Below are 20,606 nucleotides of genomic sequence, written 5' to 3'. Positions count from 1 at the left end.
ACCGTCGCATCAACAGGCCGGACATATGGATGCAAGCGATCCGATCTACTCAAAAAGCTCTTGTGCCACGGGGGCCGTCCACATATGGGTCCCGGCTTTCGCAGGGACGACGATGGTGAGAGAAGCGTCCATCACGTCTTGCCCATCTTCTGTCTGAGGACCCGCCAGCGCTCTATCGCCTCCTCCGACCAAACCTCTCGCCGATCGTAATACTCGGCGAACACTTTTGCGCCCGGCGGGAACGTTACCCAGGACTGTTTGGACGAGGTGAAGATATGGACATCCGGCGGGCACCGGCTGGGATCATCCAGCGTGCCGACGCGAACGAAACGCACCGCCGGTCCCGCACCCGGATAATTGCTCCAGACCGCGACCTTGCAGCGAGGGCAGCGGGCGATGTTCTGGCCCTTGCCGCTCGCCGACGGCGTGTCAACGATCTCAGGCTCGGCCGCGATGTGCTCGACCCGTTCGGCCTCGTACATCGCGTTGAGCGCGTGCACGGTGCCGGTCTCGCGCTGGCACCAGGTGCAGTGGCAGGCGTGCACGATCAGCGGCCTGCCGGTCAGGCGGTAGCGGACATTTCTGCAAGTGCATCCACCTTCCATGTGGTACCGCCTCCTCTGCTAACTCCTCAGTGCTTGCCGGCTCCCATGTAGCCGAACAGGAAGCCCGCTACCTTGCGCTTCTGGATCTCCTCGCTGCCCTCGGTGATGCGATAGCGGCGGTGATGGCGGTAGATGTGCTCGAACGGCTTGTGACGCGAATAGCCCATGCCGCCATGTACCTGCATCGCGCGGTCGGCGGCCTCGCAACACAGACGGTTCGCCCAGAAATTGCACATCGAGACCCGGTCCGAGAGAGTGTGCTCGACCTGCGTCTGGGTCAGCTGGTCCATCTCCCAGGCGGTCTTGCGGATCAGCAGCCGCAGCATCTCGGCCTGGGTCGCAAGCTCGACCAGCGGCCACTGGATCGCCTGGTTCTCGGCCAGCGCCTTGCCGAACGGCTTCCGTTCGCGGGCATACTTCACGCTCTCGTTGATGCAGTAGACCGCAGCGCCGAGCGAGCTTGCCGCCTGGCGGATACGGTTCTCGTGCACGAAGCATTGCGCCAGTGACAGGCCGCGACCGACCTCGCCGAACTGCGCATCCTCAGGCACGAACACATCCGTAAAGCTGACGCGCGGGTGATCGGTCGGCATGTTGAAGGTCCACATATACTCCTCGACCTTCACGCCCGCCGATTGCGCCGGCACCAGGAAGCAGGTGATGCCGCGGGCATCGCCGTCGTTGCCGGAGGTACGGGCAAACAGCGCACAGTGCGTGGCGACATGCATGCCGGTGGTCCACATCTTCTCGCCGTTGATGATCCAGCCATTGACGTTATCGCGCGTGGCCGGCACCGCCCTGGTTTCCATATGCGTGGCGTCGGAACCGTGCTCGGGCTCGGTCAGACCGAACGTGATGCGGTACTTGCCGGTGATCGAGCCGTCGATCATCGCCTTCTGCTCATCGGTTCCATAGCGGTCGAGCATGGTCACGATCGGCAGATTGCCGACGATCGAGTGTTCGTTCTGCAGGTCGTTGTGCAGGCCGAGACCTTTCGAGGCAAAGTATTCGCGGATCACCGCCATCCAGAGATTGGAGCCGTCCTTGCCGCCGTAGCGCTTCGGGATCGCAAAGCGCAGATGGCCCGCGGCATCGGCCAGGTTCTTGACCTTGCGCAGCAACAGCTCCCATTCGCGGCGCGGCAGCCCGCCCTTGTCGAAATCGGTGCGCGCCCATTCGCGGCGATGATCGAAGAAGCGGATGTTGTCGTCAGCTTCTTCCAGCGGCTTGATCTCGCGTTCGATGAAGCGATCGAGCTCGGCGAGATAGGCTGTCAGGTCAGCCGGCAGATTGAAATCCAAGGCGGTCACTCCCGAAGATATTGTTGATTCTGGTTTTGTGTTTAGGCGCTATCGCGCATGCGCGTTCGGATCGATTAAGCTGAGAAGCGCGTGGCCAAGTCAAGCAGGCCGATGACCCTTGCGCGCGCGGTCGCGTTGCGTAATTGGATGGCACGGAACGACGCGCAGGCGTTAGGATATCAGCCATATTCTTCGCCGCAGAAAATCGACGGGAGCAAACATGGATCTGAAATTCTCCAGGGTGACCCGCAAGGGTCCCATCACCATCGTGACGCTGTCGCGGCCCGAGGTTTACAACGCGCTGCATATCGACGCGCATTTCGAGCTCAACAAGGTGTTCGACGACTTTTCGGCCGATCCCGAGCAGTGGGTTGCGATCGTCACCGGCGCCGGCGACAAGGCGTTCTGCGCCGGTAATGACCTGAAATGGCAGGCCGCGGGCGGCAGGCGCGGCTGGGACAAGGGCGGCTTCGCTGGCCTCACCACCCGCTTCGACTGCGACAAGCCGATCATCGCCGCCGTCAATGGCGTCGCGATGGGCGGCGGGTTCGAGATCGCGCTGGCCTGCGACCTGATCATCGCCTCGGAGAATGCGACCTTCGCCCTGCCCGAGCCGCGCGTCGGCCTCGCGGCGCTTGCCGGCGGCCTGCACCGGCTGCCGCGCCAGATCGGGCTGAAGCGCGCCATGGGCATGATCCTCACTGCGCGCCATGTCAGCGCCAAGGAAGGTCTCGAGCTCGGCTTCGTCAACGAGGTGGTGCCGCAGGGCGAAGCGCCGGCGGCTGCCGAGCGCTGGGCCGAGACCATCACCAAGAACTCGCCGATGTCGATCCGCGCCTCCAAGCAGACCATCCAGCGCGGCCTCGAGGTCTCGCTCGAACAGGCGATCACCGAGCAGCGCGACTATCCGGCGGTAAAGGCGATGGCCGCGTCCCAAGACTACATCGAGGGCCCGAAAGCGTTTTCCGAGAAGCGTCCGCCGAAGTGGCTGGGGAAGTAATCGCTCTCTCCACGTCATGGCCGGGCAAGAGCGCAAAGCGCGTCTTCGCGCAGATGTCCCGGCCATCCACGTCTTTTGATGCCGCGCCAAAGAATAGATTTGGATGCCCGGGACAAGCCCGGGCATGACGACACAATCAGGAGCGTTTGTCGTTGCCCAACTCCCTCTTGTAGGACGCATAGTTCGGCTGATCGACGGCGAGCTTGTCCATCGTGGTCTGCCAGAGATGCTCCGGCAGGCCGGGCGTTTTCAGATCGACCTCGCCGCTTGCGATCTTCTCCGACAGCACGCGGTTCAGCTCCATCAGCGTGCCGTCCGCGCCCAGCAATTGCTTCAGCCGCGCGGCCTCGGTCGCATCGCCGGCCTCGGCAAATGCGAGCTGCCGCGTCACCAGATCGAGCGCATTGATGCCGACGCGCAGCTTGAAGGCGTTGTGCCCCTTGATAACAGGCGCGATCTCGTTGCGCAGGAAACCGGCGACGGCCTTGATCAGTTCGGTGGGTGTCGGTTCGTCCTGCATGGTCAATTGCTTTCTTTCTTGCGCGTGATCGATTCCGAAAACCGGATGCCACTTTTCGGGATCATGCGCGCGGAGCCAACAGTCGAAGCAAATCGATCTCGGTCTCGGACGCACGCCGCCCGATCATCGCACGCTCCATCGAGTGATCCGGGCCGGAGCGGAAGCGCTGCATCATGCCGCAGCACATCACGCCCCAGCGCAGCGTGCCCATCACTTCCCAGAACATCACGCGGGCCGGATCCGCCTTGCGTCCAGCCTCCTCGTAGCCTGCGAACAACTCTTCGCGTGTGCCAAAACCGCCGACCGGCTTGTCGATCTCGCCGAAGCGCCACGAATTGACGCAAATCCAGCCGAGGTCCTCCATGGGATCGCCGGTGTGCGCGAGCTCCCAGTCGAGCACCGCGCGCACCCCGTCGGGGCCGACGATCAGATTGCCGTGACGGAAATCGCCATGCACCAGCGTCACCTCGGACGACGGACCGGGATCGTGATCGCGCAGCCAGCGCAGCGCCAGCTCGAACACCGGCCGCGGCCAGCCAAAGCTGTGATATTCTCGGCCGAGATCCTCGATCTCCCTGGTCGCGGTCAGGCTGCGCAGCTGCGGCAGTTTTGCCTGCGGCAGGCGATGAATGCCGGCGATGACGCGGCCGAGTTGACGCGCCAGGATCGGCCGCGCATTGGCGAATTCCTCGTCGCGCAAAATTTTCCGCGCGATGGTCTCGCCCTCGACCCGCGCCATGATGAAGCCGCGGCCAAGGCCGTCCTCCGGCGTCAGCACATGCATCACCTTCGGCGACGGCAGGCCCGCGTCATGCGCGAGCTGCATTAGTGTCGCCTCGGCATCGAGGCCGGCGGCGCGGCCCGGCGCCGCACCGTAGCCCGGCGGCGCGCGGCGCAGAATCGCGCCGACATTGCCGTTCGGGTGCACGATGTCGAACGTCCAGGTCTCCTGGCTGGCGCCGCCGGAGAGCTTAGCGGCGCCGGTCACGCCGGTCGCGCCGGGATGAAAGGAGGCGACGCAGCGCCCGAGCTCGGTCTCGATCATTTGCCCTTAAACTTCGCCGGTCGCTTCTCGAGGAATGCGGTGACGCCCTCCTTGAAATCCTCGGCACCACCCGCGATCCGCTGCGACTCGAATTCCTGATTGAGTTGCTCCTCGAAGGAGTTTTCCGGGCTGTCCCAGTAAAGCTTGCGGATCAGCGACAGCGCGACCGTCGGTCCGTTGGCAAGATCGTGCGCGAGCTTCATGGTCTCCTCCATCAGCGCCCCGTCGTCATAGACGCGGTTGACGAGGCCCCATTCCAGCGCCTTCTCGGCCGGAAGCCGCTCGCCGAGCAGGGACAGTTCGACCGAACGCGCCTTGCCGATCAGCCGCGGCAGCAGCCAGGTCGAGCCGCAATCCGGCACCAGGCCGATGCGGCGGAACGCCTGCAGGAAATAGGACGAGCGCGCGCACAGGATGAGGTCGCCCATCAGGGCGAAGCTCATGCCGGCGCCGGCGGCCGGCCCGTTCACCGCCGTCACGATTGGACAGTGCAGCTTACGCAAACGGCGCAGGAATGGATGGAACGCGGTCTCGAGCGCCGCCCCCGCATTGCTGCGGCCGGGCTTCTGCTGCGTGTTGCGTCCTTGGAGATTGGCGCCGGTGCAGAAGGCACGGCCCGCGCCCGTGATCACCAGGCAGCGCACCTCGTCGCGCTTGTCGTCGATCGCGTCCATCGCCTCGGCAAGTCCGCCCAGCATGTCGAGCGAGACCGCGTTCATGACTTCCTGATGGTCGAGCCTGAGGATCGCGACCGATCCATCGAAGTCGAGCGTGACGTGCTTGAATTGCATGGTTTCCTCTTTACGTTGTTTCGGCGGTTGGTCGATGCTTCGACCCATATTTGATTTTTGTGCCGGGCTTGTCCATGGTCGGCAGCAAGCCCATCCGTGAACGCGTGATTAGCGCGCACCAAACCAAATGGAAACCCCAATGAGTGGCATCTTCGATCTCACCGGCCGTGTCGCCGTCATCACCGGCGGCAATGGCGGCATCGGCCTCGGCATCGCGCAGGCGCTGAACGCCGCCGGCTGCAACGTCGCGATCTGGGGCCGCAACGCGGAAAAAAACGCCAACGCCGCGGCCTCGATGAAGGCCGGGCCCGGCAAGGTCGCGACGCAGTTCTGCGACGTCAGCGATCCCGGTTCGGTCAGGACCGCGATGAAGGCGACGCTCGACACCTTCGGCCGCGTTGACGGCTGCTTCGCCAATGCCGGCATCGGCGGCGGCGGACGCCGCTCCTTTATCGACCGCACCGAGGAGGAATGGCGCAAGATGTTCGCGACCAATCTCGACGGCGTGTTTCACGTCTTCCAGGCCGCCGCGCGCCACATGACGGAGCGCGCCGAAGCCGGTGACAAGTTCGGCCGGCTGGTCGCGACCTCGAGTCTCGCCTCGCTGTTCGGCACCGCGCGCAACGAGCACTATGCCGGCACCAAGGCCGCCCTGAACGCGCTGTGCCGCGCGCTCGGCGTCGAGCTCGCCCGCCATGGCGTCACCGCGAATGCCATCCTGCCCGGCTGGATCAAGAGCGACATGACCGCCGGCATCATGGCCAACGACAAGTTCGTCGCCAATGTGATGCCGCGCATCCCGGTGCGCCGCTTCGGCGAGCCGAGCGATTTCGGTGGCATCGCCGTCTACATCATGAGCAAGGCGTCGTCGTATCATACGGCGGATTGCTTCGTGATCGACGGTGGGTACACGGCGTTCTGAGTTGGCTCTTGCCGCAACACTGATGTCGTCCCTGCGAAAGCAGGGACCCATAACCACATAACTCTGCTGTTGAAGCAGGCTGAGGCCGCGGCATCGTAACACAATGAGCATCGGTGGTTATGGATCCCGGGTCACGCGGAGCCTGTCATCGGGCGGCGCTTTGCGCCGACCCGTTGGCTTGCCCGGGACGACACCGAATTTGTGGCGCGAACTTGAATCACACACCCGCATCCTCGCGGCGCTGGCGCGTCCGAGTCTTGCGTTAACTTGCTCCCTCCTTGAACAGAGGGCGCAGGGAAAGCCGGGTGCCGATCGCACCGCGAGGGGCTTGCGCCGTCGGCCAAATCAGTGGCAGGGGCGCGCAGGTGTCGTCCGTCATCATTCTGGGGCAGCTCGCTGGGCTGAACCCGGAATCCGTTCATCCACGAGCGTTGCTGGCCCAATCGATTCCGGGTTCTTGCTTCGCGAGCGCTCAGGTACGCAATTGCGCACCGGGGAATGACGATTGGATAGTGCATCGTCAACGCGATGCAGCGTCGCTTCCGTCGCGGTAAAACTGCTGCTAGCGTTCGCGCTGCAAGGGCGCAACAAGGCGGCTTTCGTCAACAAGCAGGGAGGATATTTCAGATGTTTTCACACGTGATGATTGGCACCAACGATCTGGACAAGGCCAAGGCGTTCTATGATGCGCTGCTCGGCACGCTCGATGTTCGGCCGGCCCGGGTCGACGGTCACCGCATCATGTATCTCACCAAGGCCGGCATTTTCATGGTTTCCAAGCCGATCAACGGCGAACCGGCGACGCACGCCAATGGCGGCACGATCGGCTTTGCCTGCAGCTCTCCGGAGCAGGTCCATGCCTGGCACGCGGCCGGCGTCGCCAATGGCGGCAAGCCTTGCGAGGACCCGCCGGGCGTACGGGAAGGCAACGGCATCAAGCTCTACCTTGCCTATCTGCGCGACCTCGACGGCAACAAGATCTGCGCGATGCATCGGATGGCGTAACCGGCGCTTCGCTCGTCATGGCCGGGCATAGCCGTCCGAAGGACGGCGTCGCTTCCGCGTTCAAACAACGTTTGAAACGCCGTCGTGATATTCCGCGATGCGGTAGAGGCGATCGAAAAATCGGTGCTCGCGCTTCGCGCCGCGCGCGTCTATTGTCCGCGCCAACACGCCTTTGCCGATGGGAGAAAATAACAATGAAGCATGCCTATGTGCCGCGCACCACGAACTACACGCTCAGTCCGGGCGACGAGCTCAACGATCTGCGCATGTCGGACAAGGTCCGCCCGCTTTACGACCATGTGAAGCAGTTCATCCGCGACACGGTCGACCCGATCTCGGTCGAGTTCTATCGCGCGGGCGAGAAGAAGACCGACCGCTGGAGCTTCACGCCCGAGCAGCTCGCGATCTTGCAGAAGGCCAAGGACAAGGCCAAGGAAGTCGGCCTCTGGAACTTCTTCCTGCCCGATGCCGAAACCGGCGATGGCCTCAACAACCTCGACTACGCTTATATCGCCGCCGAGCTCGGCAAGAGTCCGCTGGCGTCGGAGACCATGAACTGCTCGGCGCCCGACACCGGCAATATGGAAGTGCTGGAGCGCGTCGGCACCAAGGCACAGAAGGAGAAGTGGCTGAAGCCGCTACTCAACGGCGAGATCCGCTCGGCCTACGCGATGACCGAGCCGAACGTCGCCTCCTCCGACGCCAAGAACATCTCGACCACCGCAAAGCTCGTCGGCGACGAGTGGGTGATCAACGGCGAGAAGTATTACATCTCCGGCGCCGGCGATCCGCGCTGCAAGATCATGATCGTGATGGTGAAGACCAATCCCGACGCGGCGCCGAGCAAGCAGCAGTCGCAGATCCTGGTGCCGATCGACACGCCCGGCGTGGAGATCCTCGGCCCAATGCACGTGTTCGGCCATGACCATGCGCCGCGCGGCCACATGCATCTGCGCTTCAACAATGTGAAGGTGCCGAAGGACAACATGCTGCTCGGCGAAGGCCGCGGCTTCGAGATCTCGCAGGTCCGCCTCGGACCGGGCCGCATCCACCACTGCATGCGCACCATCGGCAAGGCAGAGAAGGCGCTCGACATGATGGTGCAGCGCGGCCTGACCCGCGAAGCGTTCGGCAAGAAGATCGCCCATCTCGGCGGCAACATGCAGATCATCGCCCAGGCCCGCTGCGAGATCGAGGCGATGCGGTTGATGGTGTTGAAGGCAGCCAAGGCGATGGACGTGCTCGGCAACAAGGAAGCGCGCGTCTGGGTCTCGATGGTCAAAGCCATGGTCCCCGAGCGCGCCTGCAAGGTGATCGACCAGGCGATCCAGATGCACGGCGCCACCGGCATCTCGCAGTGGTCGCCGCTCGGCGAAATGTACCAGGACGTCCGCCATCTCCGCTTCGCCGACGGTCCGGACGAGGTGCACTGGATGGTGGTCGGCCGCCACGAACTGAGCATGCCGTAGGCTCGTCTTCTCCTTCTCGCCGCGTGCGGGGAGAGTCAGCAAGCGGTATCGTAGGGCGGGTTCGCGCGAGCGTAACCCGCCTTTTACTTTCTAGCCGGCCGGCGGCGGGTTACGCTTTGCTCACCCGCCCTACACTTTCCCGGATCATTCCATGGAATATTCTCCAAGCGACCTCACCCAGCGCGAACGCTACAAGGTGCTGACCTCCTTTGTGCTGCCGCGGCCGATCGCCTGGGTGACGAGCCTGAGCGCGGACGGCGTGGTCAATGCGGCGCCGTTCTCGTTCTTCAACGTGTTCTGCGAGGACCCGCCGCTCTGCATGTTCGCGGTCAATCGAAGGCCCGACGGCCGCGAGAAGGACACGCTGGTCAATATCCAGCGCCTGGGCGAATTCGTCGTCAACCTCACCGACGAGCCCTTGGTGCGCGCGATGCACGAGACGAGCGGCGACTTCCCGCCCGAGATCGGCGAGCCCGACTATCTCGGCCTGAAGCTCGCGCCGTCCAGCAAGATCGCGGCGCCCCGGCTTGCCGACGCGCCTTTCGCGATGGAGTGCAAGACCTGGAAGCTGATCGACGTCAACGGCGACCGTCAGCTGATCATGGGCGAAGGCATCCATTTCCACATCCGCGACGAATTGTGGGACCGTGATGCGATGCGCGTCCACATGGAGCGCTACCACCCGATCGGCCGCATGTTCGCCGATCGCTATTGCCGCACCGACGACCGCGTGGTGTTTCCCGCGGCCGAAGGCGCAAAGAAGAAATAGCCGAGGACAAGACAATGAGCGAAACATTCCGCGACAACGAAGCGCAAAGCCGGTTCGAACTCGCAGTCGATGGCGCAACCGCCTTCGTAGTCTACCGCAAGACGCCGGACACGATCACGCTGGTGCACACCGAAGTGCCGCCGGAGCTCGGCGGCCGCGGCATCGGCTCCAAGCTCGCCCGTGCGACACTCGACGCGGTCCGCGCACAAGCCATCAAGCTTGTCGTGAAATGCGAGTTCATCCAGGGCTTCATGAAGAAACATCCGGAGTATGACGATTTGGCGGGTTGATGCGGAGTAGCGGTTTTTGCAACCTGCCAAACCTCATGGTGAGGAGCGCGAAGCGCGTCTCGAACCATGAGGGCCCTGCCCGTGGCCTGCATCCTTCGAGACACCCGCTTCGCGGGCTCCTCAGGATGAGGGGTTAGAGTCATACGCAGCTACGACGCGACCTCCTCGCCGATCTTGTCCTGCGTCCTGGTCTCGAAATCACCGGCCTCATGCCGCTCGTGGAGCTGGCTCGACGGCTCGCCCCAGGTCCGGTTGACCATACGGCCGCGCTTCACCGCGGGCCGCGCCGCGATCGCGTCGGTCCAGCGCTGCACGTTCTTGTAGTCCTGCACCGAGAGGAATTCGCCGCCACCGTAAAGCAGGCCCTTTGCCAGCGCGCCATACCAGGGCCACACCGCCATGTCGGCGATGGTGTAGACGTCACCCGCGAGATATTCGTTGTCGGCGAGCCGGCGGTCGAGCACGTCGAGCTGGCGCTTCACCTCCATCGCAAAGCGGTCGATGGCGTATTCAATCTTGGTCGGCGCATAGGCATAGAAATGCCCGAAGCCGCCGCCGAGATAGGGCGCCGAGCCCATCTGCCAGAATAGCCAGGAGAAGGTTTCCGCACGCCTCTTGGCGTCGGTCGGCAGGAACGCGGCGAATTTTTCCGCGAGATAGACCAGGATCGAGCCCGACTCGAACACTCTGATCGGCTCCGGCCCGCTGCGGTCTATCAGTGCCGGGATCTTCGAGTTCGGATTGACCGCAACGAAGCCGCTGCCGAACTGGTTGCCGTCGATCTTGATCAGCCAGGCGTCGTATTCCGCGCCCTTGTGACCCGCCGCCAGCAGCTCTTCCAGCATCACGGTGACCTTGACGCCGTTCGGCGTCGCCAGCGAGTAGAGTTGCAGCGGGTGGCGGCCGACCGGCAGTTCCTTGTCGTGGGTCGGACCGGCGATCGGCCGATTGATGCCGGCGAAGCGCCCGCCGCTCTCCTTGTTCCAGGTCCAGACTTTCGGCGGCTCGTAGGCAGTGGTGTCGGTCACGTCGTTGGCTCCCGGTTTACGTTTCTTCCAAGGGTGGGGCGGCGACCGCCGTGCCCATTTTGCATGCCCGAACTAGATGGTGGCCGCGCTCCGCTTTGCCCACCCCGCGCGATCGCATTTTCTACCTTGCGGAATGGCAGGGCGAGGGATGCTTCCAGGCAGCGCCTGTGCGCAAGATCGCCCCGGCCGAAACCCGCTTGGCTTGGCCATCCATGATGCGCTAGCGTCGCAGGGGCTGATGCAAACAAGCACAAGAAGCAGCTGCCGGGAGAAAACCAGTCCATGAAATCATCGATCTGCGACATGCTGGGTATAGAATTCCCCCTGCTCGCTTTCAGCCATTGTCGCGACGTGGTGGCGGCGGTCAGCCGCGCCGGCGGCTTCGGCGTGCTCGGCGCAACCGCGCATTCGCCGGAGACGCTGGAGCAGGAGCTGAAATGGATCGACGCGCATGTCGACGGCAAGCCCTACGGCATCGATGTGCTGATCCCGGAAAACATCTCGACTGCCGGTGAGAAGAACGTCACCTGGAAGAGCCTCGAGGCGCGCGTCTCGCAGGAGCATCGCGACTTCACCCGCAATCTCCTGAAGAAGTACGATATCGAGCTGACCAGCCGGAACGTCGCCGACAACCAGCCACAGCCGTTCGATGCCGAGACAGCGCTGCAATTGCTCGAGGTCTCGTTCCGGCATCCGATCAGGCTGATCGCCAATGCGCTCGGCGTGCCGCCGAAGGCGATGATCGAGATGGGCCGCAAGCATGGCGTGCCGGTGGCGGCGCTGGTCGGCTCCAAGGAACATGCGCTGCGCCAGGTCGCGGCTGGCGTCGATATCCTGGTCGCGCAAGGCACCGAGGCCGGTGGCCATTGCGGCGAGGTCTCGACCATGGTGCTGGTGCCCGAGGTGATCAAGGCGGTCAGGAAGATCCGCGACGTGCCGGTGCTCGCCGCCGGCGGCATCATGACCGGCAGCCAGATGGCGGCCTGCATGGCGATGGGTGCGGCCGGCGCCTGGACCGGCTCGGTGTGGCTCGCCACTCTCGAGTCGGAGACGTCGGAGATCTTCCGCGAGAAGATGATCGCGGCCTCCTCACGCGACGCAATCCGCTCGAAGGGCCGCACCGGCAAGCCGGCGCGGCAACTCCGCTCGGTGTGGACCGACGCCTGGGACCGTTCGCCGGACAGCCCCGGCGCGCTGCCGATGCCGCTGCAGAGCATCATCAGCCGCGACGCCTTCAACGCGATCGACCGCTCGGCTGCGGCCGGCAACGAGAAGGCACGCGACCTCGTCAGCTACTTCGTCGGCCAGGGTGTCGGCCTGATCGACAGCGTCAAATCCGCAGGCGCCGTGGTGCAGGAGTTCAAGGAGGATTTCGTCGCGGCGGTCGAGCACATGAACGCGCTGGTGGCGGAGTAGATCTATCCCCTCATGGTGAGGAGGCGCGCAAGCGCTGTCTCGAACCATGGGGCCCGGCTGATGGCCTCATCCTTCGAGACGCGCGTTCCGCGCTCCTCAGGATGAGGGACTCAAATTCTCGTAGGGCAAGAACAACAGAAATGACAACATCCTCTATCCCCGAAGACCGCCTTCCCGTTATCGTCGGCGTCGGCGAGATCGTCGATCGTCCGAACGACATCGCCGCCGGCCTCGAGCCGCTCACTTTGCTGGAAGAGGCGCTGAAGCGCGCCGAGGCCGACAGCGGCGCCAAGCTGCTCTCCGATGTGCAGTCGCTCGACGTCGTCAACTTCCTGAGCTGGCGCTACCGCGATCCCGAGAAGCAGCTGGCGCAGCGGCTCGGCATTGCGCCCGCGCATCTCTATTACGGCCCGGTCGGCGGCGAGAGCCCGATCCGCTACCTGCACGAGGCGGCGCAGCGCATCGCGCGCGGCGAATGCAGCGTCGCTGCGGTGTGCGGCGCGGAGGCGCAGTCGACCGCGACCAAGGCGCAGCGCGCCGGCGTCGAACTGCCGTGGACGCCGTTCGCCCACGACGTGGAGGAGCCGAAGCGCGGCGCCGCATTCCAGAAACCGCTTGCCGTGACGCTCGGCGTATTCAGGCCGATCACGGTCTATCCGCTCTATGAGTCCGCGACATCTGCGCATTGGGGCCAGACGCCGCGCGAGGCGCTGAAGGAATCCGGCGACCTGTGGTCGACCTATGCGCGGGTTGCCGCCGACAATCCGAATGCGTGGCTGAAGAAGCGCTTCACCGGCGACGAAATTACGACGGCGACGCCGGATAACCGGATGATCGCCTGGCCGTACACAAAACTGATGGTGGCGAACCCGACGGTGAACATGGGCGGCGCGCTGATCCTGACCAGCCTGGCGAAAGCGCGCGCCGCCGGCGTGCCGGAAGACAGGCTGATCTATCCGCTCGGCGGCGCCTCGGCGGAAGAGCCGCGCGACTATCTGATCCGCGACCAGTTCGTCGAGAGCCACGCGCAGACCGCGGTGCTGAAGGCGGTGATGGATCTCGTCGGCGACGACGGCAAAAAGTTCGACGCGATCGAGCTCTATAGCTGCTTCCCCTGCGTACCGAAGATGGCGCGCCGGACGCTCGGCTTGGGCAACGACGTGCAGCCGACCGTAACGGGCGGCCTTACGTTCTTCGGCGCGCCGCTCAACACCTACATGACGCATTCGGCCTGCGCGATGGTGCGCAAGCTGCGCAACGGCGGCACGCTCGGCCTGCTCTACGGCCAGGGCGGCTTCGTCACCAAGCATCATGGCCTCGTGCTGTCGCGCGCCGCGCCCAACGCCGCGCTCAAGCTGGACACGTCCGTGCAGGCGGAAGCCGACCGCCATCGCCGCGACGTGCCCGACTTCACTGCGGAGGCGACAGGAAAAGGCAAGGTCGAGGCCTTCACCGTGATCTATCGCGCCAATGGCGAGGTCGAGCACGGCGTGACCATGCTGCGCACCGAAGACGGCCGCCGCACGCTCGGCCGCATCCCGGCGAGCGACACGGCGACATTGACGCATCTGCAGGACCTCGACCGCACGCCGGTCGGCACCACGGGCGACATCGTCACCGCCGGTGACGGCATGCTGGAATGGCGGGTGGGTTAGCAGTTCTCCCTCGCCCCGCTCTTGCGGGGTCGAGACGAGCGAAGCTCGCTCTTAGAGGGTTGGGATGAGGCGCTCTCACCGCGAGACGTGAGCGCGGTTAGACCTGTACCCCCTCATCAGGATCGCATCTCACGATGCGATCCGACCTCTCCCCGCAAGCGGGGCGAGGTAAGAGGAAGGCGACTTGTGCCCCCTACCCCTTCACGTCCTGCCTTTCGGAGGCGGTGGTCGGCTTGCCCTTGGCGCCGACACCGGTCACACGCACATGATCGCCGTCGGCGAGGCCGTCCGGCGGGGCGGTGATGATGCGATCATCGGGGGCGAGGCCCGCCGCGAGCTCGATCTCCTTGCCGAGGTCGCGGCCGATCTTCACGGTCTTGAACAACACCTTGTCGTCCGGGCCGACGGTCGCGACCCGCAGGCCATTGCTGTTGAAGATCAGCGCGCTGGCGGGGATGCTGAGCGGCGTGGAGTCGCGCTGCAGGTTGAGCTTCACGCTGGCATAGCTGCCCGGCATCAGCTCACCGGAGGAGTTGTCGAGCCCGAGTTGCATCCGCGTCGTGCCGGAGGCGACATCGACCGCCTGCGAGGAGGCCTCCACCGTCGCCTGGAACGCGCGGTTCGGGTAGTCCGGCAACACCAGCGTGGCCTTGGCGCCGATCTTGATCGCCGGAACGTAGTTCTGCGGCACGTTGACATAGACGCGCAGCTTGGTGATGTCGGAAACCGTGAACATCGCGGGACCCGAGTTGCCGCCGGCATTGATCAGCGCGCCGACGTCGGTGTCGCGCGAGGTCACCACACCGTCGAACGGCGCGGTGATCCTCTTGTAGCCGGCGAGCGCTTCCAGCCGCTCGACATTGGCCTGGCCGGCCTTGACCGCACCGTTCTTGTTGGAGAGGTCGGCGGTGCGCTCGTCGATCTCCTGGGCGGAGACGAAGTTCGAGGCCACCAGCGTCTTGCGCCGGTTCAGCGTCGCCTCGGAGAGCTTGGCTGAGGCCTGGGCGCTGGCGAGATCGGCACGCGCCTGCAGCAATTGCTGGTCGAGGTCGGGCGCCTCGATCTCGGCGATCACCTGGCCGGCCTTGACGCGGGCCCCGATGTCGACGTCCCAGTTCTTGAGATAGCCGGACACGCGGGCGAAGATCGGCGCGCGGGAATAGGCCTCGAGCCGGCCCGGCAGGTCGATCGTGGGGCTCAGCGCCTTGGCGTTAGGCAGTGCCACCGCGACGGTCGGAATGGCCTGGTCGTCGGTCCATTCCTTCAGTCTTGTGTCCTGCTCCTCGCGGGCGCGAATGCCGGTACCGATGATCAGGCCCGCGCCGACCAGTGCCACCACGCCGAAGATGCCCAGTTTCCGGCGCGAAACCGGAGGGCGCTGTTCAGTGGGCGGCATGCGGAATCTCCGATGAGGCGGCGGCTTTGGCGCCTTGCTTCTTGTGTACCATACTGAATACCACGGGAACAAACATCAGCGTCGCGAAGGTTGCAAAGATCAGGCCGCCGATCACGGCCCGGCCCAGCGGAGCGTTCTGCTCGCCGCCCTCGCCCAGCCCGAGCGCCATCGGCGCCATGCCGATGATCATGGCGAGCGCGGTCATCAGCACCGGGCGGAACCGGACGAATCCGGCCTCCAGGGCCGCCGCGACGGGGTCGCCGAGTTCTTCATAGCGCTCGCGGGCGAAGCTGATCACGAGCACGCTGTTGGCGGTCGCCACGCCCATGCACATGATGGCCCCGGTCAGCGCCGGAACCGACAGCGTGGTCTGGGTCGTGAACAGCATCCAGACGATGCCGGCGAGCGCCGCAGGCAGCGCCGTGATGATCACGAACGGATCGGACCAGGACTGGAAGTTCACCACGATCAGGAAGTAGATCAGCACGACGGCGCCGAGCAGGCCGAACAACAGGCCGGTGAAGGCTGAGTTCATGGTCTGCACCTGGCCGAGCAGCACCACGGACGAGCCCTTCGGCACCTCCTTGGCGGTGTCCGCGATCAACTGGCGCACGTCGGTCGCGACGCCGCCGAGATCGCGGCCCTGCGTCGTGGCGTAGATCTGCACCAGCGACTGGATGTCGTATTGCGACACCACCGCGCTCGAGGTCGCGCGCTTGATGTCGGCGATGCCGCCGAGGATCGGCGCCTGGGTGTTGCCGGTCGCGGTGATCGGCAGGGTCTGCAACGCGCTCAGCGAGTCGATCTGGTATTGCGGCGTCTGCATCACGATCGAATAGGACACGCCGTTATCGGGATTGAGGTAGTAGGTCGGCGCGACCTGCGAGGAGCCCGCGAGGTTCACGACCAGCGAGTTGGTGACGTCGCGTTCGGTCAGGCCGACATATTGCGCGCGGGTGCGGTCGACGTCGATGTTGAAGGTCGGGTTGTTCGGCGATTGCTGGATTCGCGCATCGGCGATGCCGGGGATGCGCTTGATCTTCGCCAGTAGTTTGTTGGCATAGGCGAAATTGGCGTCGCTATTGGCGCCGCGGATCTGCAGGTCGATCGGCGCCGGCGCGCCGAAGTTCAGGATCTGGCTGACGATGTCGGCCGGCAGGAACGCGAAGTTCGTGCCCGGGAACAGCCGCGGCAACTGCTCACGCAGCGTGCGGACATGCTGCTCGGTCGGCTTGTGGCCTTCCTTCAGCTTGATCTGGATGTCGCCGTCCTGCGGGCCGATCACGCCGGTGTTGTTGTAGGTCATGTTGATGCCCGAAATCGGCATGCCGATGTTGTCGGTCATGGTCTCGATCTCGCCCGGGATCAGCTTGCGGACCGCCTTCTGGATGTCGGCGAGCTGGTTGGCGCTCTCCTCGACGCGGGTGCCGACCTGGGTGCGGACATGCATCAGGATGTTGCCGGCATCGACCGACGGGAAGAAGTTGCGGCCGAGGAACGGCACCAGCAGGAGCGACGCGGCCACGGCCGCGAGGAAGCCGATCACGAACACCGTGCGATGACCGAGCGCCATCACGAGCAGGCCGCGATAGCTGCCACGAATCCGCTCGAACCGCGCTTCGAAGCCGCGCTGGAACCAGACCAAGGGATTGCGCGACTTCGGCGGCGCGCCCTCGTGATGCACATGCGCCTGCAGCAAATAGTTCGCCATCGTCGGCACCAGGGTGCGCGACAGGATGAACGACCAGATCATCGCGAACATCACCGCTTCGGCCATCGGCACGAACAGGAAGCGCGCCACGCCGGTGAGGAAGAACATCGGCACGAACACGATGCAGATACAGAGCAGCGAGACGAAGGCCGGCGTCACGATCTGGTTGGCGCCGTCGAGGATCGACTGCTCGACCGGTTTGCCCTGCTCGAGGTGGTAGTTGATGTTCTCGATCGTCACCGTGGCGTCGTCGACGAGGATACCGACCGCGAGCGCGAGGCCGCCGAGCGTCATGATGTTCAGCGTCTCGCCGATCAGGGACAGCATGATGATGGCGCCGAGCACCGACAGCGGGATCGACACCGCGATGATGACGGTCGAGCGCCAGCTGCCGAGGAACAACAGGATCATGACGCTGGTGAGCACCGCGGCGATCACGCCCTCGAAGGCGACGCCGGTGATCGCGCCGCGGACGAACACCGACTGGTCGCCGATGAAGCCGATCTTGAGCGCGTCCGGCATCTGGTCCTTGACCTCGATCACCTTCTGCTTGATGCCGGAGATGATATCGAGCGTCGAGGTGGCGCCGGCCTTCAGCACCATCATCAGCACCGAGCGGTTGCCGTCGACATGGACGATGTTGGTCTGTGGCGGGTTGCCGTCGCGGACCGAGGCGACGTCGCGCACATAGACCATCGCGCCGTTGACCTGCTTGATCGGCAGGTCGCCGAGCTCCTCGAGCCGCAGCGGCGAGTTGTTGAGGTTGATGGTGTATTCGAAATTGCCGATCTTCTGGGTGCCGACCGGCGTGATCAAATTCTGCGCGGCGAGCGCGTTGGCAACGTCCTGGCCCGACAGGCCGCGCGCCTGCAGCGCGGTCGAATTGAGATCGATCTGGACCTGGCGCTGCTTGCCGCCGAACGGATACGGGATCGCGGCGCCGGGCACCGTGACCAGCGGCGTGCGCAGCTGGTTGATGCCGATATCGGCGAGGTTCTGCTCGGTCAGGCCTTCGCCGGACAGCGCGACCTGGATGATCGGAACCGTCGAAGCGCTGTAGTTCAGGATCAGTGGCGGCGTGGCGCCCGGCGGCATCTGCTTGAGCAGGGTCTGCGAGATCGCGGTGACCTGCGCGTTGGCGGTGCGGATGTCGACGTTGGGCTGGAAGAAGATCTTGATAATGCCGACGCCGTTATAGGAATTGGCGACGATGTGCTCGATGTCGTTGACGGTCGTGGTCAGCGCGCGCTGGAACGGCGTGGTGATGCGCCCGGACATCTGGTCCGGCGGCAGGCCGGTATATTGCCAGACCACGCCGATCACCGGGATGCGAATATCCGGAAAGATGTCAGTCGGCGTGCGCAGCGCCGCCAGCGGTCCGATAATCAGCAGCAGGATCGCGAGCACGACGAAAGTATATGGCCGGCTCAGCGCGATACGGACCAGTGCGATCATAAAAGCAGCATTCCCGAAATGAAGCCCGCCCAGGCAGAGGAATCGGCATTGCAAAAGCCGTTCCGCAGCGGCCGATTTACCCGATGCCGGGCAAAACGCCAACCCGCGCAGCCGCAGCGGCCTTCACTTCCTTGGCATAGCGCGTGAAGCCGCGCGCTCCGATCGATCGCAGCGGGCGCCGCGCCGCCGATCGCACTCGGATCGTCGTCAAAAAGAGACGGCTCTGCTGCGAATGCGAGTTGGCCGGGCACGGCGTTTCGGCTGCCGGGAGGCTAACGCATCGCTGCTCTGCGAAAATGCAAAGCGTGGTGAGCCGGTCGGCCCACCACGCTGATATCGATTGCCCCGAGACGGTGCCGGCAGCGCCGGCTCGACGGGCGCCGGATCAGGCGGCGCGGACGGCCTCGAGGAACTTGCCGACCTCGAGCTTGAGGCGGCTGCTGTCGCCCGAGAGCGACTGTGCAGCCGACAGCACCTGGGTCGAGGCCGAGCCGGTTTCGTTGGCGCCGTGCTGCACATCGGTGATATTGGCCGAGACCTGCTGGGTGCCTTGCGCCGCCTGCTGCACGTTGCGGGAGATTTCCTGCGTCGCCGCGCCTTGCTCCTCGACCGCAGCGGCGATGGTGGACGAGATCTCCGATAGCCGCTCGATGGTCGACGAAATCTCCTTGATCGCTCCGACCGACTCCTGGGTCGCGGTCTGGATGCCGGCGATCTGCTGCCCGATCTCGCCGGTCGCCTTTGCGGTCTGCTCGGCCAGCGCCTTCACCTCGGACGCAACGACTGCGAAGCCGCGGCCGGCCTCGCCGGCGCGCGCCGCCTCGATGGTGGCGTTGAGCGCCAGCAAATTGGTCTGGCCGGCAATCGTGTTGATCAGCTCGACGACGTCGCCGATGCGCGCGGCCGCCTTCGACAGCTCGCTGACGCGATCGTTGGTGGTGCGCGCCTGGCCGACGGCGTCGCCGGCCATCCGCGCCGATTCCTGCACCTGGCGGCTGATCTCGGTCACCGATGACGACAGCTCTTCGGTCGCCGACGCCACCGACTGGACGTTGGTCGAGGCTTCCTCGGACGCCGCGGCAACCGAGGTGGTCAGTTCCTGCGAACGCCGTGCGGTCGACGACAGCGTGCTGGCGGAGGCTTCGAGCTGGGTCGAGGCCGACGACACGGTCTGCACGATCTCGCCGATCATCTGCTCGAAATTGCGCGTAATGGAGTCGACCCGGCGGCCGCGCTCGATCTTTGCCTCGGCATCGGCAGCCGCGGCTTCATCGGCCACCTTCTTGGCGACCAGGGCTTCCTTGAACACCTGCAGCGTGTCGGCCATCGCGCCGATCTCGGTCTTCTCGCCCTGGTGCGGCACGACAGCGGTGAGATCGCCGCGGCCCAGCGCCTGCATCGGGCTCACGATCGAGGCGATGCCGGAGGTCACGTCGCGGATCATCAGGAAGCTGACGCCGACACCGAAGATGATGGCGGCACCGACGATCATCGCGAGCACCATGAGGGCCGACGCGTAGCTATTCGACGCGTCCTGCGCCGCCTTGTCGGCACCGGCATTGTTGAGGTCGATGTCCTTGCGCAGGATCTCATCCGCTTCGAGGCCGATCTTGTTCACCGTTTTGGCGTTGAGCTCATGCGCCTCGTGCGGAATCTTGCCGGCCTCCTTGCGCGACAGCTCCATCACTTGTTCGGTGCCCTTCTTGTAGCGGGTCCAGCTGTCGACCCATTGATTGTAGAGCGCGCGCTCCTCCGGCGATGTGATCATCGGCTCATAGATCGCGCGGAACTTGGTGTTGGCCTCGACCACGGTCGCAAGGGTCTTTTCCTGCACGAGCTTCTCCTCCAGCGTCTCGGCCAGCATGTGCTCGCGGATCACGTTGCGGTAGGTGATGACGCCGGCGCGCAGATCGCCGAGCGCACGCACGCTCGGCAGCCAATTCCTCGTAATATCGACCGTGTTGGCATTGATCGACCGCAAATTCATGACCGCCAGCAGGCCCATGCCCGTCATCGCGACAAGCAGGAATGCAACCACGGCAATGATCTTGGCGCGGATCGAGTATTTGGCGAACATCGTGGGGTCTCTTGGATATCGGGCTCGCGAGGCCCGATCGAATGGCTGGGGGCGCGGCGGGACGCCACAGACATCAAAGCCAGCCCCCCTCCTTAGGTAGGGTTAATTTACCTCCCCGTTGAACTACGGAGATAACAGACACCGCCGTGAC

Annotated in this window: 17 protein-coding genes; 8 read left to right on the top strand and 9 right to left on the bottom strand. The window is 64.7% G+C overall.

What is annotated here, in order from left to right; all coding sequences use genetic code 11:
• Positions 1-131 precede the first annotated feature (131 nt).
• Positions 132-605, bottom strand: coding sequence for a GFA family protein (locus tag ABIB78_RS28355; RefSeq protein ID WP_429030356.1), 474 nt, complete (start codon positions 603-605; stop codon positions 132-134).
• A 26-nt stretch (positions 606-631) separates the two neighbouring features.
• Entirely contained in the window at positions 632-1,906 is a 1,275-nt protein-coding gene (locus ABIB78_RS28350) for an acyl-CoA dehydrogenase family protein (RefSeq protein WP_429030354.1), read from the bottom strand.
• A gap of 220 nt (positions 1,907-2,126) precedes the next feature.
• Between ABIB78_RS28350 and ABIB78_RS28345 the strand changes: the two genes are divergently transcribed.
• Positions 2,127-2,906, top strand: coding sequence for an enoyl-CoA hydratase-related protein (locus ABIB78_RS28345; protein WP_429030352.1), 780 nt, complete (start codon positions 2,127-2,129; stop codon positions 2,904-2,906).
• Positions 2,907-3,042: 136 nt separating this feature from the next.
• Here ABIB78_RS28345 and ABIB78_RS28340 read toward each other — a convergent pair whose 3' ends face one another.
• The 3 genes from ABIB78_RS28340 to ABIB78_RS28330 all read right to left on the bottom strand — a co-directional run bounded on the left by ABIB78_RS28340 (position 3,043) and on the right by ABIB78_RS28330 (position 5,262).
• Positions 3,043-3,426, bottom strand: a complete 384-nt coding sequence (locus ABIB78_RS28340) for a DUF6285 domain-containing protein (protein ID WP_429030350.1) — start codon at positions 3,424-3,426, stop codon at positions 3,043-3,045.
• A gap of 61 nt (positions 3,427-3,487) precedes the next feature.
• A complete protein-coding gene (locus ABIB78_RS28335) occupies positions 3,488-4,471 on the bottom strand; it encodes a phosphotransferase family protein (protein ID WP_429030347.1) in 984 nt (327 codons plus the stop codon).
• Positions 4,468-5,262 carry an enoyl-CoA hydratase/isomerase gene (locus ABIB78_RS28330; protein ID WP_429030345.1) on the bottom strand — a complete coding sequence of 265 codons (795 nt, stop codon included), beginning with the start codon at positions 5,260-5,262 and terminating at the stop codon, positions 4,468-4,470. Before ABIB78_RS28330 ends, ABIB78_RS28335 begins: the two co-directional genes overlap by 4 nt.
• A 139-nt stretch (positions 5,263-5,401) precedes the next feature.
• On the opposite strand from ABIB78_RS28330, the gene ABIB78_RS28325 reads away from it, so the two are divergent.
• The 5 genes from ABIB78_RS28325 to ABIB78_RS28305 all read left to right on the top strand — a co-directional run bounded on the left by ABIB78_RS28325 (position 5,402) and on the right by ABIB78_RS28305 (position 9,717).
• Positions 5,402-6,184, top strand: coding sequence for an SDR family NAD(P)-dependent oxidoreductase (locus ABIB78_RS28325; RefSeq protein WP_429030343.1), 783 nt, complete (start codon positions 5,402-5,404; stop codon positions 6,182-6,184).
• A gap of 627 nt (positions 6,185-6,811) precedes the next feature.
• A complete protein-coding gene (locus ABIB78_RS28320) occupies positions 6,812-7,189 on the top strand; it encodes a VOC family protein (protein WP_429030341.1) in 378 nt (125 codons plus the stop codon).
• 194 nt (positions 7,190-7,383) lie between these two features.
• Positions 7,384-8,658 (top strand): acyl-CoA dehydrogenase family protein, encoded by a 1,275-nt coding sequence (locus ABIB78_RS28315; protein ID WP_429030339.1) that lies wholly within the window; start codon positions 7,384-7,386, stop codon positions 8,656-8,658.
• Between the two features lie 151 nt (positions 8,659-8,809).
• Positions 8,810-9,427, top strand: coding sequence for a flavin reductase family protein (locus tag ABIB78_RS28310; RefSeq protein ID WP_429030336.1), 618 nt, complete (start codon positions 8,810-8,812; stop codon positions 9,425-9,427).
• A 14-nt stretch (positions 9,428-9,441) separates the two neighbouring features.
• Positions 9,442-9,717, top strand: a complete 276-nt coding sequence (locus ABIB78_RS28305; RefSeq protein WP_429030334.1) for a GNAT family N-acetyltransferase — start codon at positions 9,442-9,444, stop codon at positions 9,715-9,717.
• 149 nt (positions 9,718-9,866) lie between these two features.
• On the opposite strand, the gene yghU is transcribed toward ABIB78_RS28305, so the two are convergent.
• A complete protein-coding gene (gene yghU / locus ABIB78_RS28300; protein WP_429030332.1) occupies positions 9,867-10,745 on the bottom strand; it encodes a glutathione-dependent disulfide-bond oxidoreductase in 879 nt (292 codons plus the stop codon).
• A 282-nt stretch (positions 10,746-11,027) separates the two neighbouring features.
• On the opposite strand from yghU, the gene ABIB78_RS28295 reads away from it, so the two are divergent.
• Together ABIB78_RS28295 and ABIB78_RS28290 are read left to right on the top strand one after the other, a co-directional pair.
• On the top strand, positions 11,028-12,161 hold the full coding sequence (locus tag ABIB78_RS28295; RefSeq protein ID WP_429030329.1) for a nitronate monooxygenase: 1,134 nt from the start codon (positions 11,028-11,030) through the stop codon (positions 12,159-12,161).
• A gap of 140 nt (positions 12,162-12,301) precedes the next feature.
• Complete coding sequence (locus ABIB78_RS28290; protein WP_429030327.1) at positions 12,302-13,816, top strand: acetyl-CoA acetyltransferase; 1,515 nt, start codon at positions 12,302-12,304, stop codon at positions 13,814-13,816.
• Between the two features lie 193 nt (positions 13,817-14,009).
• Here the strand turns inward: ABIB78_RS28290 and ABIB78_RS28285 are convergent, their stop codons facing one another.
• The 3 genes from ABIB78_RS28285 to ABIB78_RS28275 all read right to left on the bottom strand — a co-directional run bounded on the left by ABIB78_RS28285 (position 14,010) and on the right by ABIB78_RS28275 (position 20,455).
• Positions 14,010-15,212, bottom strand: coding sequence for an efflux RND transporter periplasmic adaptor subunit (locus ABIB78_RS28285; RefSeq protein ID WP_429030325.1), 1,203 nt, complete (start codon positions 15,210-15,212; stop codon positions 14,010-14,012).
• Positions 15,199-18,378 (bottom strand): efflux RND transporter permease subunit, encoded by a 3,180-nt coding sequence (locus tag ABIB78_RS28280; protein WP_429030323.1) that lies wholly within the window; start codon positions 18,376-18,378, stop codon positions 15,199-15,201. The genes ABIB78_RS28285 and ABIB78_RS28280 overlap by 14 nt, the downstream gene beginning before the upstream one ends.
• A 385-nt stretch (positions 18,379-18,763) precedes the next feature.
• Positions 18,764-20,455: a methyl-accepting chemotaxis protein gene (locus ABIB78_RS28275; RefSeq protein WP_429030321.1), complete on the bottom strand. Its 1,692-nt coding sequence runs from the start codon at positions 20,453-20,455 to the stop codon at positions 18,764-18,766.
• Positions 20,456-20,606 lie beyond the last annotated feature (151 nt).

The sequence above is a fragment of the Bradyrhizobium sp. I1.14.4 genome (assembly GCF_050435825.1).
Lineage (GTDB): Bacteria > Pseudomonadota > Alphaproteobacteria > Rhizobiales > Xanthobacteraceae > Bradyrhizobium.
The sequence above is the reverse complement of the archived record's forward strand: the minus strand, read 5'-3'. Positions and strand labels throughout refer to the sequence as shown.